Genomic DNA, 21671 nt, shown 5'->3' on the forward strand with positions numbered 1-21671 from the left:
GTATTTTCCTCCTTGGAATTGAAGTTTCATATTGATAGTACTTCAGCATAAAGTAGAAAACTCCTTCTTTAAAAGGGTCGGTACAAAAATCCGCCCAGACCTCTACTTTCATTCACACACTCTATTTCACATAATGTAAGCCGTCCTGGAAAATAGTAAGAGCATATGCGAAAAGGAGAATTCACAATGAAAAAAGCTATCCTCTTTACCATCATCCTTGCTCTTATTTTTCCATCAACACCCTCCGCATCCATAAACAATCAAGTTAAAGCTGCTTTTATAAGGGAGGGGAATTTGTGGACATTGATAAATAACCAAGAAACACAAATAACGAATTCCGGAAACGTCCACTCTCAACCCAAATGGTCAACCGATGGCACCTGGCTTGTCTATCAAGTAGAGACCACTTCTGAATTTGATAAAGGGGAAACGCAGTCAGAGCTATGGACTTATAATCTTAAAACCGGGGAAAAAAAGAGGATTTCTTATAACGGTCATTCTCCAGAATGGGCTCCCCATAAAAACCATGTTGCTTATAATAATAGAGGAATTTTAGATATCTCAGACCTCAAGCATTTCTACAACATTGCAACCGGGGTCAGTGACTTCACGTGGCTTCCGGATGGAAGTGGATTCCTTCTTTCTTCATCAGGAACGCTCAATCCGGATGGATGGTCAAGCGCCTCTTTGTTCATAAAAAAAGTCGGCGATAACTATGAAGACATTGTTCTTTTTGGAGGCGTTGAGCCATTCTTCACCCTCCCAAGGGAAATTGGGACAAGTGATCAAAACAAACTGATTGCGGTCTATGCCGAGCAGCTGACCTACTCACCGAGCGGCAAGTGGATTTCATTTGTGGTGTCTCCAACCGCTTCCTGGTCCATGGATAGCAATATGGTGTGTGTCATCGATAAGGAAGGAAAAAATTTCGAAGTACTGGACGAGATGATTTTGGATGTAGGTCAGCCCAAATGGTCACCGTCAACAGATACGCTAGCCTATATCGCAGGCGGAGGGAGAATCGTATTCGGCTTCAAAAATAAAGATCTAAAAGTAAAAGAAATGCCTGTTTCAGGAACTTACACCCCTGCCCAATTCGCTGACCTGGATTTTGACTGGATGACTGACAAATCACTGGTCGTTTCAAGAATCAAGGAACAGGAGTGGACCAATGACTTCAACAAGCACCCGCTGCCTGCCCTTTATACTCTGAATATTGATTCGAATCACCAAATGAAAATCACGAGTCCTCCTAAAGGATATGGAGACTATGCCCCACAGTATATCGCGTCCATTTCAAAACTTGTTTGGTTAAGAGGGACATCTATAACAGATACGAAAAGGGATCTGTGGATAGGGAACAAGGATGGTACTGATGCTAAGCAATGGTTGCGGAATATTGAGGATATAGTATTTTATAAAAAGTAAAGCCGGGCATAACCCCGGCTTAAGAATTAATACATTCCAAAGAAAACTGACCTCCACTAATAACAATTCACTTTTCAATCTCTAACACAACCACATCAAACAACTCCCCATCCGCATAAAGCACGAACGCCCACTCGCCACGTTCGGGAATGGTAACAGCCGATGGAGCATGAACATCAGCACCATTGTTCTCTCCACCTAGAGGAATGGTCCAGCCTTCACCATTATTCAATACAGGGTGGACGGTTCTCGTCTCCCGGTGATAACCAACCACTGTTAGTTCTGTAGCTTGGGTATTCCACAAATGCCACATCCATTTTTGTGCTGTCAGGCTTGGCATATCAGCACCAATGATGCCTGATTGATGTTCATTTCCGATTATATTCCGTCCAAATGTGGTTGCTTTTCGATTCCAATTAATTTTGTCAAAATCACTTTCCTGAACGAAGTCAGGGAGATCTTCGGGTAAAATGACAGAGTTTGCTTCTTCCTTTTCAGCCACACTCACGACAACCTCACCGTAAGACTTACCGTCAAGGTAGACTTCATACCTCCATAATCCGCTGTACGGAACTTGAAAACTCGTGGCGAAGCGCTGTAAACTGGAGTATCCTGGTGATGGTTCCGTTATTTTTTGAGGAGATAGCACTTCCATACGCTGACCCGTTTCCTTGTGAATCGCCGAAATGGAGAGTTCTTTCCCTTTAAATATGTCAAAATGTTCTTTGAAATTAAAAATATAACCATATGGCTTACCCGCATGCAGCTCGGGATCAGGTAAGATGCTGAATACGACTTTCTGATTCTCCTTATAATCGTGCTGTATTTTCCACATATTATGAGTGTTTGGGCTGCCATTGATCGCATCATTATTTTCCTTGATCAACAACTCAGTTGAAACGAAGAAGCCTAATAAACAAATGGCAAAAGTGGTCATGATGAAAATAACGAATTTATTAGGACTTTTTGTCTTGAACGTACTATTTGCATGAACTGCATTTCGAATTTTATGTTTTTGAAATTCCGTAAAGTGCCGGCCATTGTGAGTCGTCGAATCCATCGCTTTCTTTAACTCATTAAGCTTGCTCTCCATCATACCCCCACCTTTCCATCATATTTTTCAGCTTAGCCCTGCCTCTGTTCAACCTTGTTTTGATCGTATTCCGGTTCAGTCCTAACATCCCTTTAATATCTTCAATCGAGCATTCCTCATAATAATAAAGCGTGATCACTTCCCGATACTTTACAGGCAACGACAATACACACCTGGAAAGAAACTCTTCCTCACTTCGCTTCAGTAAACTCATTTCTGGCAACGGGTCCTTTGATGTAAAAAGAGAAAAAAGACTTGAATTCATCATCACTCTCTTAAACGCTGAACTCTTCAGGACATCCTTCGATTGATTAATGACCAGTCGATAAATCCACGATTTGAAAAATTTAATCTCATCTATTTTTTCATAATGCTTGAAGCATGTGATAAATGCATCTTGAACAATGTCTTCGGCCTGTTTCCAATCTTTCACATAGTTATAGGCTAACTTGGTGAGCCGTTCTCCGTACTCATCCATTATCGTTTCAAGCCAGGCATCCCGATCTTCAAAATTCTCTTCATCCTTAACTTTTCTCAAACGTCCCTCACCTCATTCCCCTTTAATGCTAAGACGAATCAATCAGGGTTTGGTTTCATTTTATTTAAAAAACTAAATTAACAGCATTCAACACACATATATATGTATCCTTTGATTAATCCAGAAAATAACATATACTTTTAATAGATTGGAAGTTTTTGAGACAGGAGGAGAAGATACTTGGCTATTCACCATAAAGTAATAGGAGAAGGCTTTCCCGTTGTAATGGTGCATGGGTGGACGCTTGACCATCAGGCGATGATGCATGCAATGGAACCGAATTTCGAGAACAGAAGCGGTTGGAAAAGGATATACATAGATCTGCCGGGAATGGGGCTTTCCGAACCCCAATCGTCCATTAAGAACTCCGACGATATGTTAGAAGCCGTGGTTGAGCTATTGGACGAGCTGATTCCTGATCAACCATTCGTCGTGTGCGGATATTCATATGGGGGATATCTGGCTAGGGGGATCGTTCAGGTCCGACATGACAGAGTTCATGGCTTAATGCTTCTGGCACCCATGGTCATAGATGAAACTGACAAAAGAGTACTTCCTCAGAAGACCGTTTTCAAAAGAGACCACAATTTGCTATCAGGACTCTCTTCAGAAGAAGCGGATGCATTTGCCTCCATGGGGGTCGTTCTAGGTAAGGCTGAATGGGAAAGGTTCCGGGATGATATACTGATTCCTTCGAGCCAAACGAATGATGAATTCGTAAACAGGATTCGTGAAAATGGGTATGGCTTCACCTTCGAGCTCTCACAGAAACTTGACTATCCCACGTTAATAATAACTGGTCGGCAAGACCATGTAGTAGGCTATCAGGATGCCTGGCATCTAATAGAGTTTTACCCAAGGGCAACGTTTGCTGTGCTTGATATGGCTGGCCATAATGTCCAGATCGAACAAGTCGATGTATTTAACACCTTGGTCCAAAGCTGGTTGGACAAACTTGAAATAGAGATCTTGCCGCCTTTGTAGACAAGAGGGACGGACCTATGCTTATCTCAAAACTGAAGGTCCGTCCCTCAGATTAATGTCTTACCAAAATATGATATTATTTTTCACTTACTCTAATTCTCACTTAACCAGCGCCGCTCTAAGAGTGACATCATACTCCATGTATCCCTTCAAGCATGTCAGCATGTATACCCAGCCCTCTTTATTGTCTAGTAATTGGCTGATAAGGTTTTCGTTGGTCTCATCGAATCCTTCTTCTTTGACTACTACAATTGTGCTGCCTTTTTCTTCTTGCACAAATGTTATGGTTACTTTATGGTTTCCTGCCCACTCGAAGACAATCTTCTTATGCTCTTGAATTTCTTTTATGTCTATATCACCTTGTGCATCATATTCTTCGTATCTTAAAGTAACAGTCTTCCCTTCCTCCCACCTTTCAGAACTTGAAGAGAACCAAAAGTTACCTATTTTATCAGGATCAACAAATGCCTCGAAAATTTCATGTGCCGGCTTTTGAATTCTCATTTGAGAGAGATTATTCATACATCTTCCACTCACTTTCATGTATTTCTGGGTTATTTCGTTTATATACCTGCTCAATCTTCTCTCTGATTTTCATGATATGTACTGTCCTTTTTAGGACATCCCCCCCAGGAATCATTCGTTTATAATAGGAGCTATCCGGTCTATTCTATTTGTCCAAATCCCACCTTTATAACTCTCTGGAACACGCTCAAGGTCTGCCCTTTCATCAAATCCTTCTGACCAATCACCGTCACCGGCAACAAGAATGACCCTTGTATTGACATCTTCCATTCTATTTATGAACTTGTTGGGAAATCCCCAAAGGTAAGAAGCATATTTTTCGGGTATATGAATTTGCGTATTTTTACAAGAATCGGGTATATAACCCGTCCAACTTAATGCTTCATAAGAAAGTAGACAGCTTTTCAGAGTCGCTTTTGACATGACACGCAAATCGGGCAAATCCCCCTTTACCTTTTCAATAGGTTCATCCCCGCCATATACGGATAGATTGTCCATCCTTTCCTCGGGGTACTTAGAGAGGTACTCAGCTAATTGTTTACCTTCAGTTGGATCATTACTCTTAATGTGAATTAAAAATTCCTTATTGGGAAAGTGCGTTAATACTTCATTTAATGTAGGGATCTGCCCTATCCCTTTTCCTCGAAAAGGATAGGTCTTTCCATTGTCAGCTGTATAACCATATCCTATATCTAACTTTCTCAGTTCTTCCATCGTATGGTCTCTTGTCTTTCCAGTACCATCTGTCCTACAATCAAGGGTCCAATCGTGGAAAATGGCAAATTCCCCGTCTCTCGTAGGTTGGATATCAATCTCCACAATATCCGCTCCTGCTTCGAAAGCAGCTTCCATTGAAGGAATGGTGTTTTCCAAGTAAGGGTGTTCAGGTTCATGAATGACTTCTGCTGTACACGTTTCGCCAGTTATACCTTCCATAGGAAAAGTTTGTGCTAAGCCCCGATGAGCCAAAAGCATCGGCTCTCCTTTTCTTTCCTCTGTAAACATAGAACTATTATTTAGATAAACAAAAATCGTTAATGCGAGGCATACTAGTATCGTTACTTTAAAGCCTTTTTTCATTCATTTCCCATCCCTGTCAAAATAGCTGATTTAACTTTCCATCAGACCACTCTAATCCATCATCACATGTTGATTTAGTTTGATTAATGGTATTTTAGTAAGATGTTACAGTTAAGAAGTAATATACCATATAAATAACGGTATAAACATTAAATGTAATGGTAATCGGCAATGTTAAATTTGCGTTGAGAAGCTTAGATAACATTGCGCAAACAACTATACTTTAATGCTAATTTAGAAGTGTAAAAAGACACTCGCAATGGAGTGCCCTTAAATATCAAGATAGATTTATCCAACGTTCTTTTTCTTTACTTGAATCCATATCTCGCTTCTATACTTCGGATCCCCTGTGTCTTCACTCTCATTCCATACCATTTCAGGACCTTCAACTGCTTCATAGCCTGAAGCTGGAAACCACTCTGAGTATATCCTGCCCCACACATTTTGAAGTGTTTCCGGGAATGGTCCAATCGATTCGAATACGGCCCAGGTACTAGCTTTTATTTTTAATGCATCAAATTCTCCTGTTTCATCACTTGAAGTTGCCACCCCGATGTAATGATCCAACTCTCCCTTTTCTTCCATTCTTCTTTCAGAAAAATTAGTTGAAGCACTAATAATACCTGTTGGTTCTACGTTTGAAAGTGCTTTTAATTGTTTAATAACCTCAGGTGTTAATCGCTCATACATTTTTGCAATCTCAGGATTTACTCCATCAAAGATGATAGGAACCCTCTTCTTAAAGCCCACTATCTTAAATGGTGCTTTTTCAACAATACGATAATTCATTTCGCATCCTCCTTGAATGGTTAGTTGAAAGGTCATTTTAGGATAGGCTTTTAATGGCGTATTCTCCCTTCTTGCTTCAGAAGGTAGAAAGCCATGCATAGAATGAAAAGCACGGGTGAATGAATCAGCTGAACTATATCCGTATTTGACAGCAATATCAATGATTCTCAAATCGCTATCTTTCAAATCAAGGGCAGCCAGAGTCAGTCTTCTTCTTCGAATATATTCTGATAAACTTATGCCTGATAAAAAAGAAAACATCCGTTTAAAATGATACTCTGAACAGAAAGCCCTTTTTGATATTTCGCTATATTCAATGTCCTCCGTCAGGTGCTCTTCAATGTAAGCCAATGCATCATTCATCCTTCTTAAAGAATCCATCAAATAACCTCCTTTCACCAACAATATTAGTAAAGAATGCGTTAATCCATCCGACAATCTGTGCACAATTTAGTCGACACCCCTATAGGATGTCATAAATTTTGACGATACGATTTTATCATTTCGAAGTATTGTGTATCTCCTAAACCATAGTCTTTGAAATTTTCGATTAGAAGAGACACAAGTTCTTTTATCGGGACGTCCTGGTGCTTTTGAATATACAACATCAGATCACTATCTTTCTTAAGATAATTCAAGTAAAGGTCAATCCCCTTGTGTAAAGGGTTTGGATGAACTTCCATAGGCATAGTTTTATGAATCATTACTTGTTTGTAGAGTAGATCATATCCTTTTGCCTCTAGGTTGAAACAACTTACTGGTTGAAAATCATCACCGACAAGATGGAGTTCTATTGAACCTTTATAATCTGTTTGGTCTAACCAAGCGAGTATGGTTAGAAGATTCATTTGACAAAACATATCCTCATCAAACCATAGTGCTATATGATCAAAATCCTCACAAAAGAGAGGCTGCAATGGTTTTAAGGTGATTTCAGCATATTGCGCTGGCGTTACATGATGAACCTTCGCACGTATTTCGGTAAATTCATCGGAAAATATGTCATCGCACGTGTCCCCATAACACATTGCCTCGTTAAAGGGAATCATCTGTTCAGGTTCAAGAAACTGTGTCTCTTTGAAATGCTTATACATTTCTGTTCCATTTAATATATGTACGGTTCCTGTTGGACCCACATTGACACCTCCTGCTCTGTTGACTTGATTCTGCAGCATTTCTTTATACCGTATACTTACTTATTTCTCCCACAGCTCAATCAGTCTACCTTCAGGATCTTTAATCCAAATAAACGCACCAAATTCACTAACCTCTTTTTCCTTTACAAGAGGTACACCGACTTGTTCCAGATGCTCAATCGTCTCGTTTATATTATAAACTTGGAAATTCAACATCACTTGCTGTTCTGTCGGGAAGTAAGGGTCCTCTTCAGTAAAGAAAGAAAAAATGGTTTCATTTCCTGATTGGGGTTTTATAATAGTCCCATTCCAATCTTCCATTTCAATCTTCAACACTTCACTATACCATTTCTTTAAAGCATCCAGGTTTTTAGTTTTCCAAAATATTCCTCCAAAACCTTTTATCATCATGATAAACCCGCTCCTTTCTCTAATTTCTTTAATTTCTCCACTGTATTAGAATTTCAAGATATAAAAACAATTTCCTTCTTCAATCATCCGATAGTTGAAGAAGGAAATATCCGGAGATCATCGCTTGACAATGCCTTTCCTACACTTATTATTCATTTGTACTCCTTTCCTTACAAAGACCCGCCTTTCCAGACTTCAAATCCGTGAAAATTAAAAGCGTACATTAAAATACTGTACGCTTTTGGTCTAGCCTATTAATTTTCTCTCAAATAATCAGCGTGTCTTATTGAAATGATTCTTTTCTTTTCATTCACTGAAAAAACACAATCCCAAGTTGGTTTTACCTGTATTTCGTCATTTGAATTCATCCAAATTACGGCATTTAATTCAAATGAGTTTTCCATAATAGCCATTTTTCTTTCATCCTTATCAACAATAGTAAACAAGCTTTCATCTATTTCTATTTCCCAATTAAAAAAAGATATCTTTTTCATTTCTTTCCTCCACAATAATTTTTATTTACTTATAACATTTCCATATCTATCGAGGGATGCCTTACGAGTAGGGTTCCCGATTTTCCAAGCTTTTTTATTACCATTATAACCTAAGTGGCCACTGTTATCTTTTGTAATAGTCCACTTTCCATTGGAAAATGTGCCGCTTGTTTTATCAGCAGGAGTATTACCATTTTTATCTTTGAATTTTGATAAATCAACTTTCATTCTTGATTTTTTTAAACTGTTTGGAACACTATCAGCAGCTTTTTCTGCAGCCTTTTTACTAAAGTAACCGCTCACCTGATTGTATAACCATGATCCTGCAGCAATTGTAGCACCACCTATGATCAATACACCTGTAGCAGTAATTGCAATTTGTCCTATACCAGGGATAAAATACACTCCGGCTGCAGCAGCTATAGCAGCAGCTTGAAAGCCTTTTCCTTCAGAATCTAAATCATAAGGATTGTAAGTCGTGTAAAGAGTATCTTCATGATATGGATCGAAATATTCTTCAGGCATATAAATGATTTCATCTTCAGCATAGTAACCCGGTTCTAATAATTCTTTCGGAATATCGTCAAAACTTTCATACCCATTGTCTGCTAATATTTCTTCTAAATCATTAGCAAGTTCTCGTATTTGTCCTTCCTCGCTTTTTGAAATTTCTTTTGCACTAACTGCACTAGAAAAACTAGCCGTTAAAAGACTTAAGATAACAGCGAAAATTAAAACCCCTTTAAATCTTTTGTTCATTTTTAGGTCTCCCTTTCAATTTTTATAATAAATGGAACAAAAAGTATTTTAACATAATACTTTACAAATATTTTATATATTAGTAGATTTTAAGGTTTATTTAAGGATCACTTATAGACACCATTTTTTTTGAATGCATCCCAAAGAATTTCAGTTCAACTTCACCAGCTTCTTCTATACTTCTTTTTTTCAGCAATATAGATTTAGGAAAAGTTTTGAAAGTAGATTAGAGGATATCTCCAGTCTTACTAGAACTTATTTATAGATAGTAAATAGAAAAGGGGAAGATAAGAAGTGATCGATCAACTAATTCCGGCTATTATTGCTTTTATATTAGTTTCCATTTTATCCCCGTTATTCATTGCACTCTTACGGAAATTAAAGCTCCTGCAACCGATAAGAAAAGAACTTCCTTCCAATCATCAAATCAAGAAAGGGACGCCGTTGATGTTTGGAATCATTCTTTTCATCGGAATTATTGTATCGTTATTTTTTTCACCAACGCCACTGATGTACTTCCTGGCGATTACGTATATTCTATTCAGCTTTATTGGTTTCTTGGATGATTTTTGGAAAGCGTCACGCCAAGATCCTGGAGGCGTATCGAGTAGAACTAAGCTTATTTTCCAATTTCTTTTTACAGGAGCCCTGCTCTTCTACGTGATGAACGTAATGGGAATAGATGCTACGATTGATGTATATCAAACTATTTCTTTTGATCTTCCAACGGTCGTATATTTCATTGTAATCACCTTATTTGTTGTCGGTTCTGCAAATGCCATTAATTTTACAGATGGCTTGGACGGTCTTTTAGGAGTGGTGGCCATTCCCACCTATTTTTTCTTTTTTATGATTTCAGACCAATCAGAAGTGCAACTTTTTTGCTTAATCATGATCGGGTGCTTACTCGGATTTCTTATTTATAATATTTTTCCTGCCAAAGCTTTTATGGGGGATACAGGTTCATTGGCGATAGGGGGATCCCTGTCGTTTTTAGCGGTAATTGAAAAAGTTGAGATTCTCATTCCTGTATTATTCTTTATCTATTTTGCTGAACAACTTTCGGTCATATTACAGGTTGCTTCATTCAAATCTACAGGCAAACGAATCTTCAGAATGACCCCGATTCATTATCACTTTGGCTTAAAATATGGGTGGTCCGAAACGACCATTGTCACGGTCTTTGGGTTTGTTTCGTGGATTTGTACGTTTATCTGTTTCGCTTATTGGAAGTTTGTGCTTCACCCATAATGTCAGGAATCATGATAAAAAATAAAGGAACTTCCATTTTCAGAAGTTCCTTTTTCGATTCGATTTAAGACAGCTATAGCTGAAGATCAGTTCAGACCAAATGAAAAGAGTCTTTCACCATCCCGCTGAATTTTTCTTGTTCTTCTAAATGAGGTGAATGGTTACTATTTTCAAAGATATATAATGTTGAATTGGGAACAAGATTGAAAATTTCCTCTGAATACACAAACGGGCATTGAGAGTCGTGTTTTCCGCAAAATACGATTGTCGGGGTTTTTATGTTCGAAATGTCCTCTCTGATATCATACGTTGGCAGTTCGTTATAAGCATAATACTCTAGCCGTTTTGGAACCACTTTTCCACTGCTTGGCTTAGAGAAGTATTCATTATATCTGCTTGGGTCATTCAATGACATTTTCGTCCATTCCCTGCCTGCTTGTACCCGTTCTTCTTTTGTTGCATCATCGGATTGAAGGATGGAAAATACCTCTTTCAATCGGTCGTTATACGGATTTTCATCACAATAAATACTTTCCTGATCGTTCACATACTCATTCGTTGCTGAGGCCCCACCTACAATTAATCGGTTTAAAGAATCTGGATGATCTGCAGCATAAACTAATCCCAACATCCCACCTGTGGAATGTCCTGCAAAGTTCCAGCTATCATACCCTAGAGCTGAACGGACCGCTTCTAAATCCTTGCTGGTTTCACTCATACTTAACTCATCTTCATCTTGAATCTCAGTGGAATTCCCCGTTTCTTTCAAGTTGACAAGGTATACTTTAAAATCTTCCACAAACCGGTCTGCAAAATGATAGCCACGCTCGTTAAACTCGCTATATAGATCAGTCACACATAATGGTTCACCATTCCCCGCTTCAAATACCTCAAAATCCCCTCGTTCTGTTTTAATCAGCTTTTGTTCCCACATGATTTATCCCCCATTCACTCTTCACGGCCTGTTTCCTGAATACAAGAAAAGCAGGAGAGGAGCTATTATTTTGACTGTTATTTATCTAAATTGATTTTTCTCCAAAGGAAGAAGGTGGTAGGATGTGATAGCTTATCGAACACTCCTTCAATATGATTCTTCCTAATAGAACTAGTACTTACTATCTATTAGACGATCTCCAAAGTTTGAAAGTTTCGATTTTTTTCATTTCATTGAAAAATAAACAGAGTGCAATAACTGGAGATCATTTTGGTGATCTTCAGCTATTGCACCCTTTAATGTAATGACTATCTCCCCTATAAGGACGAGGTGACCTGGCTTTGAAGTTTCAAAATATCTACAGAAAAAAATGAGGTTAAACGTTGCGGCTAGCTTCGAAAGAAATTCAGGTATTGGTACACCACGATCAAGGTAGAACACCTCAATTGTAATAAGAATGAGAAATGCAAACAAGATAGACATCCAAATAAACACTGTCCATATCTCGCTATCTTTATCTCTTTTTATATTTTTACGTTTCTTCTTTCTGTATAAGCTCTGTGCCATTCGCAGTCGTTGATTTTTGTCCTGTTTATCGGAATTCATAGTTTTTATTCCCTTCCGTCAACGATCAACTTAATCGTTAGTTGATATCACGCAACCTTCTCTTTCATTCTAGAATTCAACTTATGAGAACCCAATACATATAAAAACATGATTAAGAAAGGATTTATCGTTGGAAAAATGTCTCTCCCACCCTCTTTTACATTTACAACATACAAGTAGGAGATGTTGTACGTTTCGGCAAGGGAACTTAACAGAATAAAACCTAAGTAGAATCCAATAAATGATAAGAGATATAAAAAGAGTATTTTGATTTTCAAACTCAAATTGTAAACACCTCCCGCTTGTGTTCCAGCCCTCCTTAAAGGAACAAGTTTATATTACTGTGTTTAATGAATCTGCCAATATTTTAAGATCTTCATAAGAAATAAGCTGCTCTTCTGTTCGCTCCCTATAACGGAAATTCAACTAGTTTTTAATTTGTACTTCACTTAGAAATTCTAATAGTACCTCAGTATAGATATCTGGTTTTTGCACATGTACTAAATGTGACGCAAATGGAATGACGCACACATGTATATGACTATGTATGCTCTGATATTTGGCGGCAGTTGTGACTTCTGCTTTATTCCCTTCGCCCACCATAAAGAGGATCGGAGCAGTTATGTTATCTAAGTCAGACGTATATTCAAAAGGATACCAGTCTTCATCTCTAGCCATATATATAAACTGTTTCCAGTCAGATTCGTGCTGCAAATCCAATTGATTGGTGAATTCGCTATTTTCCAATAATTCTTTTTGAAATTGAACATCTTGAGAATGCATTTCCTTCCAATTGCTCGGCTTATCAGCAGTGATTCCAGACAAAGTTAAGCTACGTAATCTGCCAGGGTATTTCTTTGCAAATCGTAAGCCTACTAATCCTCCAAGTGAGCACCCCACTAAATGCAGTTGATCAATTTGTAAATGATTCAATGTTTCTCTCAAATCCTCTGCAGCATCTTCAAAATAGTTGCTAAAATCATCACTTACTGACTTGCCATGTCCTCTTAAATCCGGCACTATAACTTTTCTGTTTTTCTGAAGTACCTCTCTTTGTTTCACAAAATCAGTATTTCCAGTTTGTAACCCAGTATGGAGAAAAACTATCGGTTCTCCTTCTCCATATACTTCAGTATTCAAAATCATATAATCGTCCTCCCAATCACTTTAGTTCGGTACATAAACGCTTTTTATAAAAGCGAACCATTCTACCATTCCAATTGCTAACCTTTACAGTCATCATCTTCAAGATCTTCAACTTTACCATCAAGAATATCGTCTAGAGGAGTGTAAGTATTATTAGGGAGCTTCTTTTTTCTAATAGCTTTTATGAAAATAAACGCTGGTAAGGCAATATAAACAACAAAAGCAAGGCCACTCGTTAATAGTTCATGTATTCTATTCATTATTTCCATCTAATTACCTCCCATTAAGAACTGCAGACAAGGTACAATTAGTGACAAACAAAAGGTAACTAAAGTATTCCGTCCTCTTGAATTCCGAAGTACTGTAACTTAATACCAATTATTTCAAATACATGCCGTTTACTCAAGAGAAACTTCACATAAAAAAGAAGCTCATCCTGTTTGAATAAGCCCCGTTTACTATAAACTTTCTAATTGTGGTAGTTGCACTTCTCTAAAAGATTCAATACTCTTCTCACTACTCTTCTTTCAATATTGAGTACTTCCGATAAGCCTTATAATAACTTCCAGCCAATAACACAACCATAAATACGGGAAACAATTTCAAAAGAACAAATGGCGTTTCAAATATAAACGCTTTCCAAAATAATGCATTCTCCATACTCCAGAGACCTTCATGATATAATGTCGAATCCCTGTAGTACATAAAAGAATATGCCAAAAACATCATTCCCAACCAAAAGGAATAGCCCATTATTCTTTTATAATAGTTACCTTTTGATTGGCGATCAGAGAAGATTTCATTTTGATCATCATTTTCCTTTTGCCAATATCTTATTCCACTTAGCCAGTAACCCTTTATATAATCCCAACCAAAATCCTCATAGATTGCTTTATATTCCTCGAACTTTTTCTTAGATAAATAATCCTGATAATCAAGTCGCATAACATATCTCTTATCCGTTTTTTCGAAAGTATAGATTCCCAGCCCACTAATGTTTGTGCAGCGATAGCCTTTTTGTAATTGCTCGTTCAGCCAATGCTCTTCTTTTTCAATATTAATGAAAACTTTAAACTTCTTCATTTAATTCACTTCCTTCATACAAGGATAAAATATGCATGAGCCTTTCTTGCTCCATTTTCAAAATACTGCTTCCTTCTGAAGTTATTCTGTAAATTTTTCTCCTGCCTGAATGTCCAACAGGTTCAATCCAGCCATGCTTATTCAAGTTTTCAATCGCACCGTATAATGTACCAGCCGCTAAAATAACGTTCCCATTACTTATTTCTTCTATCTTCTGCATAGCGGCATAGCCGTGGAGTGGCTCACGCAGAGCTAGTAAAATGTAATGCATGGTTTCAGACAACGGCAATAATTTATGTTTCATGTTCTCACCCTTTATTCAGTTCAACTATATAGTTCAGCTTAATAACAATTTATTACAGTTCAACTGAATAGTCAATAGTATTTTGAAAATTCATTCTAAAAAAGCCGAATTCCTTTATGAGTGGAAATCGACTTAATTGTGTAATTTTAAGTGTTAAGGAAAAATGAAAACTGGAGAACATCTGCCTCACATATGTATCACTCTAAACCGCCTTACGAAAGATCTTCATACTATAGCATCCCCACTCTTCTTTCAGATCAGCAAGATGCACAATACTCCAAGCATTAAAAAAGGTTTGTCCACGTTTGTTAAAGAAGAAATGATCTTCTATGCAGTAAGATGCGTGTTGAATGATTCCGTCTGAATTTTCCCAAGTAACCACATCGCCTGCTTTTATATCCTGAGAGGTGATTTCGTAATAATATTCATTTTCTAAACTTTGAAGAAACGTTTTAGGATGTACCCATTCATGTATCATCCATTCTTGTTGGGAGATGGCAAACAGTGTGGCCGATAAACAATTACTACCTGCTGTGGATGGAAAGGTGTTTGCATATTTTATCAAGTGTGAAGGGGTTTGGATCGGATAATCATAGCAAGTCCAATCCTCCCATTGTTGGGCAATATCTGTCATGAGTTCTTCCTTACTAGTATAAGAGAGTTCTTCCCACATCGCTTTATGAAGGACTACATGCTCCTCTCCCTTGACCTCTATCATATTTTGACTGAGGAATGATGTGTCTACAGAGAAGTCAGAGATTGGGTGAACCAGTCCCCTGCCCACTTCCATTTGAATGTGGAAAAGGTCGATTTTCTTTTCGGCAGGAAGATGATTAACCCAGCCTGGAGGTGTCACAAGAACATACTTAACTTCTTTTGATAGATTCCAATACTCATAACTATTCGCAAGTTGTACCTGTTTATAAGATGAATGATTCATGAACTCTTCGTGAGGAATGACCAAAACACTGCTTAAATAATCTTTAAAAGGAGCAAGTTTATTCTCAGGAAGAAAATACAAGTCTTTATCTGGTATATAAGTCTTTATCCACTCTTTCATAGTTTCAGATGTTGGCTGGATCTTTCTTTTCAATTACACTCACCTCTATCGACTGGAGTAATTTCATGTAGTGTTAACCACATACTTTCAAATACGAAAGTACTTATTTCACAATAACTGGACAGTATTTTTTTGTTGTGAAATCTAGGTATAGTAACGAGAATTTGCTCCCGTTACTACACAACCCCCAATTAAGAATTATCAGTTTGGGTTAGAGACAATAGGTTTGACTTTTAATGGTTATCACAAACCCCTAAAACCATCCATGCTTCCCCCAAGAACATAGTGTGAAAACCACACCAGATTCTGCTGCATAATAGCCCGGTGTATCCCAGGTTTCTCAGAGCTGTATCCCATTCCTTTAAATGTAACTAATTCTGTGTCCACTCCCATATCCCGTAGTCCTTTATAGAGCTCATAAGCATTGGCCAGTGGGACTCTTGCATCCTTTTCTCCATGTTGGATCAAGGTTGGCGTACAGGCTGATTGAATATAGGTCATGGGTGAGGCTTTAGCATAGACCTCTGGGTCATTCCATGGTGTATCTCCTACATGCATCCTGATAAATGAAGGTAAATCTGTATTCACGTAATTGGTGATCCAATTACTAATTCCCCCTCCAACTGAGATCGCCTTAAATCGATTACTATAGGTAGAGCAGAATGCTGAAATAAATCCACCTTGGCTCCATCCCATCACCCCTACTCGATTCTTATCTGCAATCCCCCGCTCCACGAGTGCATCCACCCCGGATATCACATCCTGGTAGTCACCGATTCCCAGGTTTCTATAGTTTGCTTTTAAGAAGTCATTCCCATATCCTGAACTTCCTCTGTAATTTGGTTCTAAAACGATAAAGCCCTTTTCAATAAACGACTCAACAGGATATTTTTCATTGAAGCAGCTTGAATGGATGGGGAAGGAAGCCCAAGCTGGACCGCCATGGATGAAGACCAATAAGGGATATTTTTTATTCCAATCAACGTCTATTGGGGTTGTTAATACCCCTTCTATTTCAAGATTATCACTGCTGATCCATGAGATGATCTCCCTGTTACTTTTGAGTTTCCCCTCAAACAAACCATTCCCATTTGTTATTTTTTCATCATCTACATAGACTTCGAAGGTTTCATTTGGTCCAGCCTTACGATAAGCTAGATGATTTCCATCCCCTGTTATAGAAGCCTCCATGATACAGCACTCTGTTGTTTCGCTTAACATGTTCAGCTTTCCATCTTCAGTTAGTAAGCCGATAAGATAATTTGTTTGATCCTGCCACATCAGTAGAATCCCTTTAGCTGTCCAACGTATTGGAATAACCGTCCGGTCAAAATCTATCAATGGTTGAATCCGCTCACCGCTCGTAAGATTATAGATTTCGAGTGTACTGTCCATGATATGTGTCTTATAGTACTCTTTCTCTCGTATGCTTGCTGAATAACATATTTTGGTACCATGAGGAGAAAAGCAAACGTCCCCTTCCAATAGCTTATCTCCACTCAGCTTCTGTAACTCTCCTGATTGACGATCGAGTATGTAAAGCTCTCCATTCTGACCATCTTCTCCATCGGGACTTGGCGAAGCCATGAGCACCACCTTTTCTCCATTGTGTGAAACATTAAATTCATGGATGTGAAAATCCCTGCTGTCCGTTAGTTGATACGGAACATTTTCATCAAGACTAGTAGAATCTTTTAATTCCACATACCATAAACAATAATTCTGGTATTCTCTGCCTACATGGTGGAAATCTCCATATGTCTCACTGCGTTTCTTGATTTCCTCAGGTTCCCGTGACTGTGTAACATAATAAAAGCCCTTGCCAATAGGGTCCCATTTGAATTGACTTACTCCTTCTTTCTCATTCGTCATTTGAACCCTGCCATCACCATCGATCGGCTCCACAAAGATCTGATTCTTCTTATCCCCGTCACCTACACTGCGAAGATAGGCAATATGTCTGGAATCCGGAGACCATACTGGGGATGTTCCCTCTATATCGTAGGTTGTTAATGCGTAGCATTTCTCCTTATTTTTTTCATATATCCATATGTGATTCCTATATGTATTGTCTTCCCAGTCAGCTGTGTTTTTGACAAATGCTACGTTAATGCCATCCTCACTTATGTTTAAGTCTGATATTGTTGGTATTGAAAGAAGCTCTTCTATACTTAGATATGTTTTTTCATTCCTATCCATTCATAAACCCCTTCCGTGTAAAATACTAATACTGCCTATCCGTTCAATGAGAAAGCAATTATTTAGTTTATATGATCTGCAAGTAAATGTAGTAATCCCTCAGCTGTTTCTTTTTTACTACTATACTTTATTGGTAATTGAAATGTAGAAACAATAAAATGTTCTGATTCTTCACCATAGAGTGAACCTGTTTTATTAGCAACCATGAATTCCGCTTTGGCAGTCTCCATTCTAAGCTTTGCCCTTTCGAATAAGTACTCATGATCAACTGTATGTTCTAACTTAAAACCGACGAGTAAGACGTTTGGATTCCATTTCTTTATTTCTGATAATACTTTTGGGGCTTTTTTAAAATGAATGATCGGGGGTTCATCACTAGTCATTTTTCCTGTCTCCAAAATTGGATTTCCTCGTTGGTCTAATACTTTATCAACAACCCAATCAGATCCGGCAGCTGCCATGATCACAACATCAATGTGTTCAGATTGTACAAGCTTTTTGATTTTCCCACCTAAATCATCTATACCCTCAAATTGTATCAAGCGCATGTCTCGATGGTTTTCAGGAACCTTTGCAAAATAGCCGTGTAAGTAAATGACCTCTGCTTCATGGTTCAACGCTTCTTCCGCTAAATAACACCCCATTGTCCCTTTTGCTAAATTAGTATGTCCCCTAACTGCATCCCACTTTTCCAGGGTACCTCCGCTTGTTATCAGAATCTTTTTTCCTTTTAATAGACTCATATATTCACCTTCTGCATTCTTCCTTATTCGTATCTAATCTTTCTATAAACTCCGACTCCCAGATAATATAGGAGACCAATCCCTATTATGATCACACCATAGACCATAAATCCCAATCCACCAAATCCTCTGATAAAAACGATACCTATTACAAAGGATATGTAACCTATAATGGATATGGATAACGGAAGAATGAACCCTCTTTTACTTTTCGCCCTGAAGAAATGAATAGAATTCAAAATCAAAATTGCTGTCAACACTGATACTGCAATCACTGCATCCCCATAGTACTCCCACCACATTGAAACCTCCCCCTTCGTATGAACATTTCAAAATATTGACGTTTACCAAGTAAATATTGTTTCATGTATATACCTCTTTCAGTTCATGAAGAAGATCATTCAAACGGAACACTATACCACATATAATTAAGCTTATTCCGAAACCCTATATTTTCTGCTACTGCAACAGAAGGTTGATTGATCTCCATACAATCCCAATACGGAATAATCTCATTCTCTAAACAATCTTGAACAAAGGCATGAGCTCCCTTCTGTGCAAGCTTTTTCCCTTGATGATGGGGTAACGTCTCAATGTCAATGCCGTGCACATTTCCAGCTACAACTCCTGAGAAACAAACGCTTACAATTTCATTTTTATAAACCACCATATACCCGAGACCATGATGTAAGAACTTATCAAACGATGGCCAAAACTGTAATACTTTCGATTGTAAAAATTCAATGTTTTGATATGTTTCGCAATCGTTGTTTTCCAGAATACTTTTTGTGATTTTAACAGTTTCATATCCTTTTTCTAAAAAAGGTTCATGTTTCTGGATATAATGTTGCTTCTGTAATTCGTACACCTTTTGATTGTAAACTTTCAAATTCTCACCAAATACGTTTTTTATCATCTTATTCCACTTTGGATGGTCACCTATTGCTTCAAAACCTGTTAAACCCATTCTTTTGGCGTCTGGTTTGATGACTGTATTGAAATGATGGCTCAGCTGACTATTAAAGCCTGTGTTTTCTTCGTTTCCAATAAAGATAAAACCATTATTACTTCCCAGCCATATAAATCCAGAGGCAGGAGACAAAAGATCATCGACAAATATGCGGTCGGAATGCATACCTTCAATGGCGGCTTTGGATTCCAAGAGCCCCCTCTGAACTAATAATGGTTTGCATTTATAAAATTCAGTCGGATCAAGCTCTGAAATCATGCGTTTTCATCCTTTCTCATGACTAAAACTTCTATACAATTATCTGGAAAGAGTCACTCGATTGAACTCTTGTTATTGAACAGAACTCAAATACCGATCCTTAATCAACTTTCGATGGTGAATTTCATGCCCAGCTATAATGTATGCAATCGCACGGGCCGTCACTTCAGAGCCATTTGCGTTTCCACGCAGGCACAACGCTTCTTCATCCATGCTGCTTAGAAGAATAATGGTGTGTTGGCGGACAAGAGATTGATGATGTAACAGGTCCGATAATGAAAAGCGATTGAACTGCCCTCTTCTCACATACTCATCATCATTATAGCCAGGCAGCATTTCCTGTTCTCCCCTAGCAATACTGAGAAGGCGGTAGCACATAATGCGCTCCGTGTCGGTTATGTGGCCGATGACTTCCTTGATTGTCCATTTTCCTGGAGCATACTTATATTCTGCCGTTTCCTCACTTAAGGCGTTTAACAGTTTCATCGTTTCCTTTTGTTGATCTTCAAGAATCTGGAGCAGTTCTCCATCTGGGACATTGTTTACATATTCCTTATAATACGGGGGATATTCGTTTGTTTCTGGTTTCCTCAACATAGCTTCTACTCCCTTTTGCATGCGAAATACATATCAATGATCGTTTTACTTCTAAGAAATCCAAGATCTTCATAAAGCTTAATCGCTGAATTATCCTTAATGACAGATAAGCGTGTAGCCGGGTACCATGCACTCGAAGAATGGATTGAATGGGTTAACAAGTATCGTCCAAGCCCCCTCTGTTGATGATCAGGGTCTACGACTAAACTCATGATAAGTGGATAGTCCTCAAACTCCATGTGCAGACAGACGCCAACAATGTTGTTCGTGCGATTATCGATCACAACTCTTGAATACTTATCCATGATCTTATTATGTTTATGTTGATCGAGAAATTCGTTTACATGGAGAAGATAATCCTCTTTCGTTCCAACTTGTTTATAAGCTGGATTGGCTTTATAGGCTTTCATGAGTAAACATGCAATATCATTGTCATCTTCACTTGAAACAGCCCTTGAACTATACCCTTCAGGGAGAATGGCCTTCATTGGTTCCGTCGGACGAATCATCCATACATTCACTTCTTGAATCTTGCATCCTAGTTGTTTATACGCTGCCACATGTTCTTCTACCACTTCTCTTACAATGATTTTATCTTCAGTCGCAGATATCTTTTTGACATAGTTTAATAGCTTGTGGACCAACCCTTCATAATCCTTATAAGGTGGCACAACAAATAAATCAGACATGAAATTAGGTTTTAGAAATACCCCGCCAATAGTCGTTTCGCCTTCCATGATGAAATACCCGCAGTCAAAAATGGATGCCACTTCCACCAACGTCTCCGGGGACCTTCTAAAATAGGAATCTGCATATTTTTGTCCATGATAAACGGAATAATAGCGAGTGTATTCTTTGGGTTCTTGATAAACCAACCTCAATCCGCCTTCTATCTCGATAGGTTTATTTAAAGATTGAATTTTCTCTTTCATATTTTTCACCCCATTGTTTTAACTAAACAACCATATTGCGTAATAGTTTTATCTAAGACCTTTTAAATAGATCCCTTTTCTTCATATACTCGATGGCCTTGGTTTTATTCTTTTGTTTAGAAACATATTCTGCCTCGTTTTTATCTTTATAAAAGGCGTTAAATCTTTCTTCTGAAAGAGTGCCTTCATCGATGGCTCTTTGAACCGCACAGTCTTCCTCGGTTATATGAGTGCAGTTCGAATACTTACAAGCACGGGATAATTCTAAAATATCTTCATATCCCGTTTCTACTTTGAATTCGGAATCATCGAATTCTCTGACCATTTTATTCTTTTTCATCCACTACCTCC

Annotated in this window: 25 protein-coding genes; 3 read left to right on the plus strand and 22 right to left on the minus strand. The window is 38.1% G+C overall.

The window, feature by feature from the left end:
- The first annotated feature begins 186 nt into the window (after nucleotides 1-186).
- Entirely contained in the window at nucleotides 187-1428 is a 1242-nt protein-coding gene (locus tag ACIFOD_RS05825; RefSeq protein WP_430313864.1) for a TolB family protein, read from the plus strand.
- A 67-nt stretch (nucleotides 1429-1495) separates the two neighbouring features.
- Here ACIFOD_RS05825 and ACIFOD_RS05830 read toward each other — a convergent pair whose 3' ends face one another.
- On the minus strand, nucleotides 1496-2521 hold the full coding sequence (locus ACIFOD_RS05830) for a hypothetical protein (protein ID WP_430313865.1): 1026 nt from the start codon (nucleotides 2519-2521) through the stop codon (nucleotides 1496-1498).
- Nucleotides 2505-3059, minus strand: coding sequence for a sigma-70 family RNA polymerase sigma factor (locus ACIFOD_RS05835; RefSeq protein ID WP_430313866.1), 555 nt, complete (start codon nucleotides 3057-3059; stop codon nucleotides 2505-2507). The genes ACIFOD_RS05830 and ACIFOD_RS05835 overlap by 17 nt, the downstream gene beginning before the upstream one ends.
- Nucleotides 3060-3239: 180 nt before the next feature.
- Here ACIFOD_RS05835 and ACIFOD_RS05840 point away from each other — a divergent pair, with 180 nt between their 5' ends.
- Nucleotides 3240-4043: an alpha/beta fold hydrolase gene (locus ACIFOD_RS05840; protein WP_430313867.1), complete on the plus strand. Its 804-nt coding sequence runs from the start codon at nucleotides 3240-3242 to the stop codon at nucleotides 4041-4043.
- Between the two features lie 99 nt (nucleotides 4044-4142).
- Here ACIFOD_RS05840 and ACIFOD_RS05845 read toward each other — a convergent pair whose 3' ends face one another.
- From ACIFOD_RS05845 to ACIFOD_RS05875, 7 genes are all read right to left on the minus strand, one after another.
- Nucleotides 4143-4565 carry an SRPBCC family protein gene (locus ACIFOD_RS05845; RefSeq protein WP_397551964.1) on the minus strand — a complete coding sequence of 141 codons (423 nt, stop codon included), beginning with the start codon at nucleotides 4563-4565 and terminating at the stop codon, nucleotides 4143-4145.
- Between the two features lie 114 nt (nucleotides 4566-4679).
- Nucleotides 4680-5648 (minus strand): glycerophosphodiester phosphodiesterase family protein, encoded by a 969-nt coding sequence (locus ACIFOD_RS05850; protein WP_430313868.1) that lies wholly within the window; start codon nucleotides 5646-5648, stop codon nucleotides 4680-4682.
- Nucleotides 5649-5936: 288 nt separating this feature from the next.
- The gene (locus ACIFOD_RS05855; RefSeq protein ID WP_430313869.1) at nucleotides 5937-6818 is read right to left on the minus strand and encodes an AraC family transcriptional regulator; all 882 of its coding nucleotides are present in this window, start codon (nucleotides 6816-6818) and stop codon (nucleotides 5937-5939) included.
- Between the two features lie 92 nt (nucleotides 6819-6910).
- Nucleotides 6911-7612, minus strand: coding sequence for an AraC family transcriptional regulator (locus ACIFOD_RS05860; RefSeq protein ID WP_430313870.1), 702 nt, complete (start codon nucleotides 7610-7612; stop codon nucleotides 6911-6913).
- A gap of 21 nt (nucleotides 7613-7633) precedes the next feature.
- Complete coding sequence (locus ACIFOD_RS05865) at nucleotides 7634-7981, minus strand: VOC family protein (RefSeq protein WP_430314033.1); 348 nt, start codon at nucleotides 7979-7981, stop codon at nucleotides 7634-7636.
- 257 nt (nucleotides 7982-8238) lie between these two features.
- Nucleotides 8239-8478, minus strand: a complete 240-nt coding sequence (locus ACIFOD_RS05870) for a hypothetical protein (RefSeq protein ID WP_430313871.1) — start codon at nucleotides 8476-8478, stop codon at nucleotides 8239-8241.
- 21 nt (nucleotides 8479-8499) lie between these two features.
- On the minus strand, nucleotides 8500-9237 hold the full coding sequence (locus ACIFOD_RS05875) for a hypothetical protein (protein WP_430313872.1): 738 nt from the start codon (nucleotides 9235-9237) through the stop codon (nucleotides 8500-8502).
- 294 nt (nucleotides 9238-9531) lie between these two features.
- Between ACIFOD_RS05875 and mraY the strand changes: the two genes are divergently transcribed.
- Nucleotides 9532-10488 (plus strand): phospho-N-acetylmuramoyl-pentapeptide-transferase, encoded by a 957-nt coding sequence (gene mraY / locus ACIFOD_RS05880; RefSeq protein ID WP_430313873.1) that lies wholly within the window; start codon nucleotides 9532-9534, stop codon nucleotides 10486-10488.
- A gap of 91 nt (nucleotides 10489-10579) precedes the next feature.
- On the opposite strand, the gene ACIFOD_RS05885 is transcribed toward mraY, so the two are convergent.
- From ACIFOD_RS05885 to ACIFOD_RS05945, 13 genes are all read right to left on the minus strand, one after another.
- Complete coding sequence (locus ACIFOD_RS05885; RefSeq protein WP_430313874.1) at nucleotides 10580-11422, minus strand: alpha/beta fold hydrolase; 843 nt, start codon at nucleotides 11420-11422, stop codon at nucleotides 10580-10582.
- 1032 nt (nucleotides 11423-12454) lie between these two features.
- Complete coding sequence (locus tag ACIFOD_RS05890) at nucleotides 12455-13174, minus strand: alpha/beta fold hydrolase (protein WP_430313875.1); 720 nt, start codon at nucleotides 13172-13174, stop codon at nucleotides 12455-12457.
- A 77-nt stretch (nucleotides 13175-13251) separates the two neighbouring features.
- Nucleotides 13252-13443, minus strand: coding sequence for a hypothetical protein (locus ACIFOD_RS05895; RefSeq protein WP_430313876.1), 192 nt, complete (start codon nucleotides 13441-13443; stop codon nucleotides 13252-13254).
- 247 nt (nucleotides 13444-13690) lie between these two features.
- Nucleotides 13691-14257 (minus strand): DUF2812 domain-containing protein, encoded by a 567-nt coding sequence (locus ACIFOD_RS05900; protein WP_430313877.1) that lies wholly within the window; start codon nucleotides 14255-14257, stop codon nucleotides 13691-13693.
- Entirely contained in the window at nucleotides 14244-14561 is a 318-nt protein-coding gene (locus ACIFOD_RS05905; protein WP_430313878.1) for a PadR family transcriptional regulator, read from the minus strand. The genes ACIFOD_RS05900 and ACIFOD_RS05905 overlap by 14 nt, the downstream gene beginning before the upstream one ends.
- A 202-nt stretch (nucleotides 14562-14763) precedes the next feature.
- Nucleotides 14764-15621, minus strand: a complete 858-nt coding sequence (locus ACIFOD_RS05910; RefSeq protein WP_430313879.1) for a hypothetical protein — start codon at nucleotides 15619-15621, stop codon at nucleotides 14764-14766.
- 243 nt (nucleotides 15622-15864) lie between these two features.
- Nucleotides 15865-17820 carry a S9 family peptidase gene (locus ACIFOD_RS05915; RefSeq protein ID WP_430313880.1) on the minus strand — a complete coding sequence of 652 codons (1956 nt, stop codon included), beginning with the start codon at nucleotides 17818-17820 and terminating at the stop codon, nucleotides 15865-15867.
- A gap of 62 nt (nucleotides 17821-17882) precedes the next feature.
- The gene (locus ACIFOD_RS05920; RefSeq protein WP_430313881.1) at nucleotides 17883-18563 is read right to left on the minus strand and encodes a phosphopantothenoylcysteine decarboxylase; all 681 of its coding nucleotides are present in this window, start codon (nucleotides 18561-18563) and stop codon (nucleotides 17883-17885) included.
- A 23-nt stretch (nucleotides 18564-18586) separates the two neighbouring features.
- The gene (locus ACIFOD_RS05925) at nucleotides 18587-18865 is read right to left on the minus strand and encodes a hypothetical protein (RefSeq protein ID WP_430313882.1); all 279 of its coding nucleotides are present in this window, start codon (nucleotides 18863-18865) and stop codon (nucleotides 18587-18589) included.
- A 95-nt stretch (nucleotides 18866-18960) separates the two neighbouring features.
- Nucleotides 18961-19791 (minus strand): GNAT family N-acetyltransferase, encoded by an 831-nt coding sequence (locus ACIFOD_RS05930; protein ID WP_430313883.1) that lies wholly within the window; start codon nucleotides 19789-19791, stop codon nucleotides 18961-18963.
- Nucleotides 19792-19863: 72 nt separating this feature from the next.
- Nucleotides 19864-20388 (minus strand): DinB family protein, encoded by a 525-nt coding sequence (locus tag ACIFOD_RS05935; protein WP_430313884.1) that lies wholly within the window; start codon nucleotides 20386-20388, stop codon nucleotides 19864-19866.
- Between the two features lie 5 nt (nucleotides 20389-20393).
- Nucleotides 20394-21320 carry a GNAT family N-acetyltransferase gene (locus ACIFOD_RS05940; RefSeq protein WP_430313885.1) on the minus strand — a complete coding sequence of 309 codons (927 nt, stop codon included), beginning with the start codon at nucleotides 21318-21320 and terminating at the stop codon, nucleotides 20394-20396.
- Nucleotides 21321-21372: 52 nt separating this feature from the next.
- Nucleotides 21373-21660 (minus strand): hypothetical protein, encoded by a 288-nt coding sequence (locus tag ACIFOD_RS05945; protein ID WP_430313886.1) that lies wholly within the window; start codon nucleotides 21658-21660, stop codon nucleotides 21373-21375.
- Nucleotides 21661-21671: the final 11 nt, after the last annotated feature.

It is taken from the genome of Rossellomorea sp. NRS-1567 (assembly GCF_050467885.1).
GTDB lineage: Bacteria > Bacillota > Bacilli > Bacillales > Bacillaceae_B > Rossellomorea > Rossellomorea aquimaris_C.

Bases quoted from the DNA above. Each gene is read 5' to 3' on its own strand.
- ACIFOD_RS05825 (WP_430313864.1), top strand. From the start codon at position 187: ATGAAAAAAGCTATCCTCTTTACCATCATCCTTGCTCTTATTTTTCCA.
- ACIFOD_RS05830 (WP_430313865.1), bottom strand. From the start codon at position 2,521: ATGGAGAGCAAGCTTAATGAGTTAAAGAAAGCGATGGATTCGACGACT.
- ACIFOD_RS05845 (WP_397551964.1), bottom strand. From the start codon at position 4,565: ATGAATAATCTCTCTCAAATGAGAATTCAAAAGCCGGCACATGAAATT.
- ACIFOD_RS05850 (WP_430313868.1), bottom strand. From the start codon at position 5,648: ATGAAAAAAGGCTTTAAAGTAACGATACTAGTATGCCTCGCATTAACG.
- ACIFOD_RS05855 (WP_430313869.1), bottom strand. From the start codon at position 6,818: ATGGATTCTTTAAGAAGGATGAATGATGCATTGGCTTACATTGAAGAG.
- ACIFOD_RS05860 (WP_430313870.1), bottom strand. From the start codon at position 7,612: ATGCTGCAGAATCAAGTCAACAGAGCAGGAGGTGTCAATGTGGGTCCA.
- ACIFOD_RS05865 (WP_430314033.1), bottom strand. From the start codon at position 7,981: ATGATAAAAGGTTTTGGAGGAATATTTTGGAAAACTAAAAACCTGGAT.
- ACIFOD_RS05870 (WP_430313871.1), bottom strand. From the start codon at position 8,478: ATGAAAAAGATATCTTTTTTTAATTGGGAAATAGAAATAGATGAAAGC.
- ACIFOD_RS05875 (WP_430313872.1), bottom strand. From the start codon at position 9,237: ATGAACAAAAGATTTAAAGGGGTTTTAATTTTCGCTGTTATCTTAAGT.
- ACIFOD_RS05885 (WP_430313874.1), bottom strand. From the start codon at position 11,422: ATGTGGGAACAAAAGCTGATTAAAACAGAACGAGGGGATTTTGAGGTA.
- ACIFOD_RS05890 (WP_430313875.1), bottom strand. From the start codon at position 13,174: ATGATTTTGAATACTGAAGTATATGGAGAAGGAGAACCGATAGTTTTT.
- ACIFOD_RS05895 (WP_430313876.1), bottom strand. From the start codon at position 13,443: ATGGAAATAATGAATAGAATACATGAACTATTAACGAGTGGCCTTGCT.
- ACIFOD_RS05900 (WP_430313877.1), bottom strand. From the start codon at position 14,257: ATGAAGAAGTTTAAAGTTTTCATTAATATTGAAAAAGAAGAGCATTGG.
- ACIFOD_RS05905 (WP_430313878.1), bottom strand. From the start codon at position 14,561: ATGAAACATAAATTATTGCCGTTGTCTGAAACCATGCATTACATTTTA.
- ACIFOD_RS05910 (WP_430313879.1), bottom strand. From the start codon at position 15,621: ATGAAAGAGTGGATAAAGACTTATATACCAGATAAAGACTTGTATTTT.
- ACIFOD_RS05915 (WP_430313880.1), bottom strand. From the start codon at position 17,820: ATGGATAGGAATGAAAAAACATATCTAAGTATAGAAGAGCTTCTTTCA.
- ACIFOD_RS05920 (WP_430313881.1), bottom strand. From the start codon at position 18,563: ATGAGTCTATTAAAAGGAAAAAAGATTCTGATAACAAGCGGAGGTACC.
- ACIFOD_RS05925 (WP_430313882.1), bottom strand. From the start codon at position 18,865: ATGTGGTGGGAGTACTATGGGGATGCAGTGATTGCAGTATCAGTGTTG.
- ACIFOD_RS05930 (WP_430313883.1), bottom strand. From the start codon at position 19,791: ATGATTTCAGAGCTTGATCCGACTGAATTTTATAAATGCAAACCATTA.
- ACIFOD_RS05935 (WP_430313884.1), bottom strand. From the start codon at position 20,388: ATGTTGAGGAAACCAGAAACAAACGAATATCCCCCGTATTATAAGGAA.
- ACIFOD_RS05940 (WP_430313885.1), bottom strand. From the start codon at position 21,320: ATGAAAGAGAAAATTCAATCTTTAAATAAACCTATCGAGATAGAAGGC.
- ACIFOD_RS05945 (WP_430313886.1), bottom strand. From the start codon at position 21,660: ATGAAAAAGAATAAAATGGTCAGAGAATTCGATGATTCCGAATTCAAA.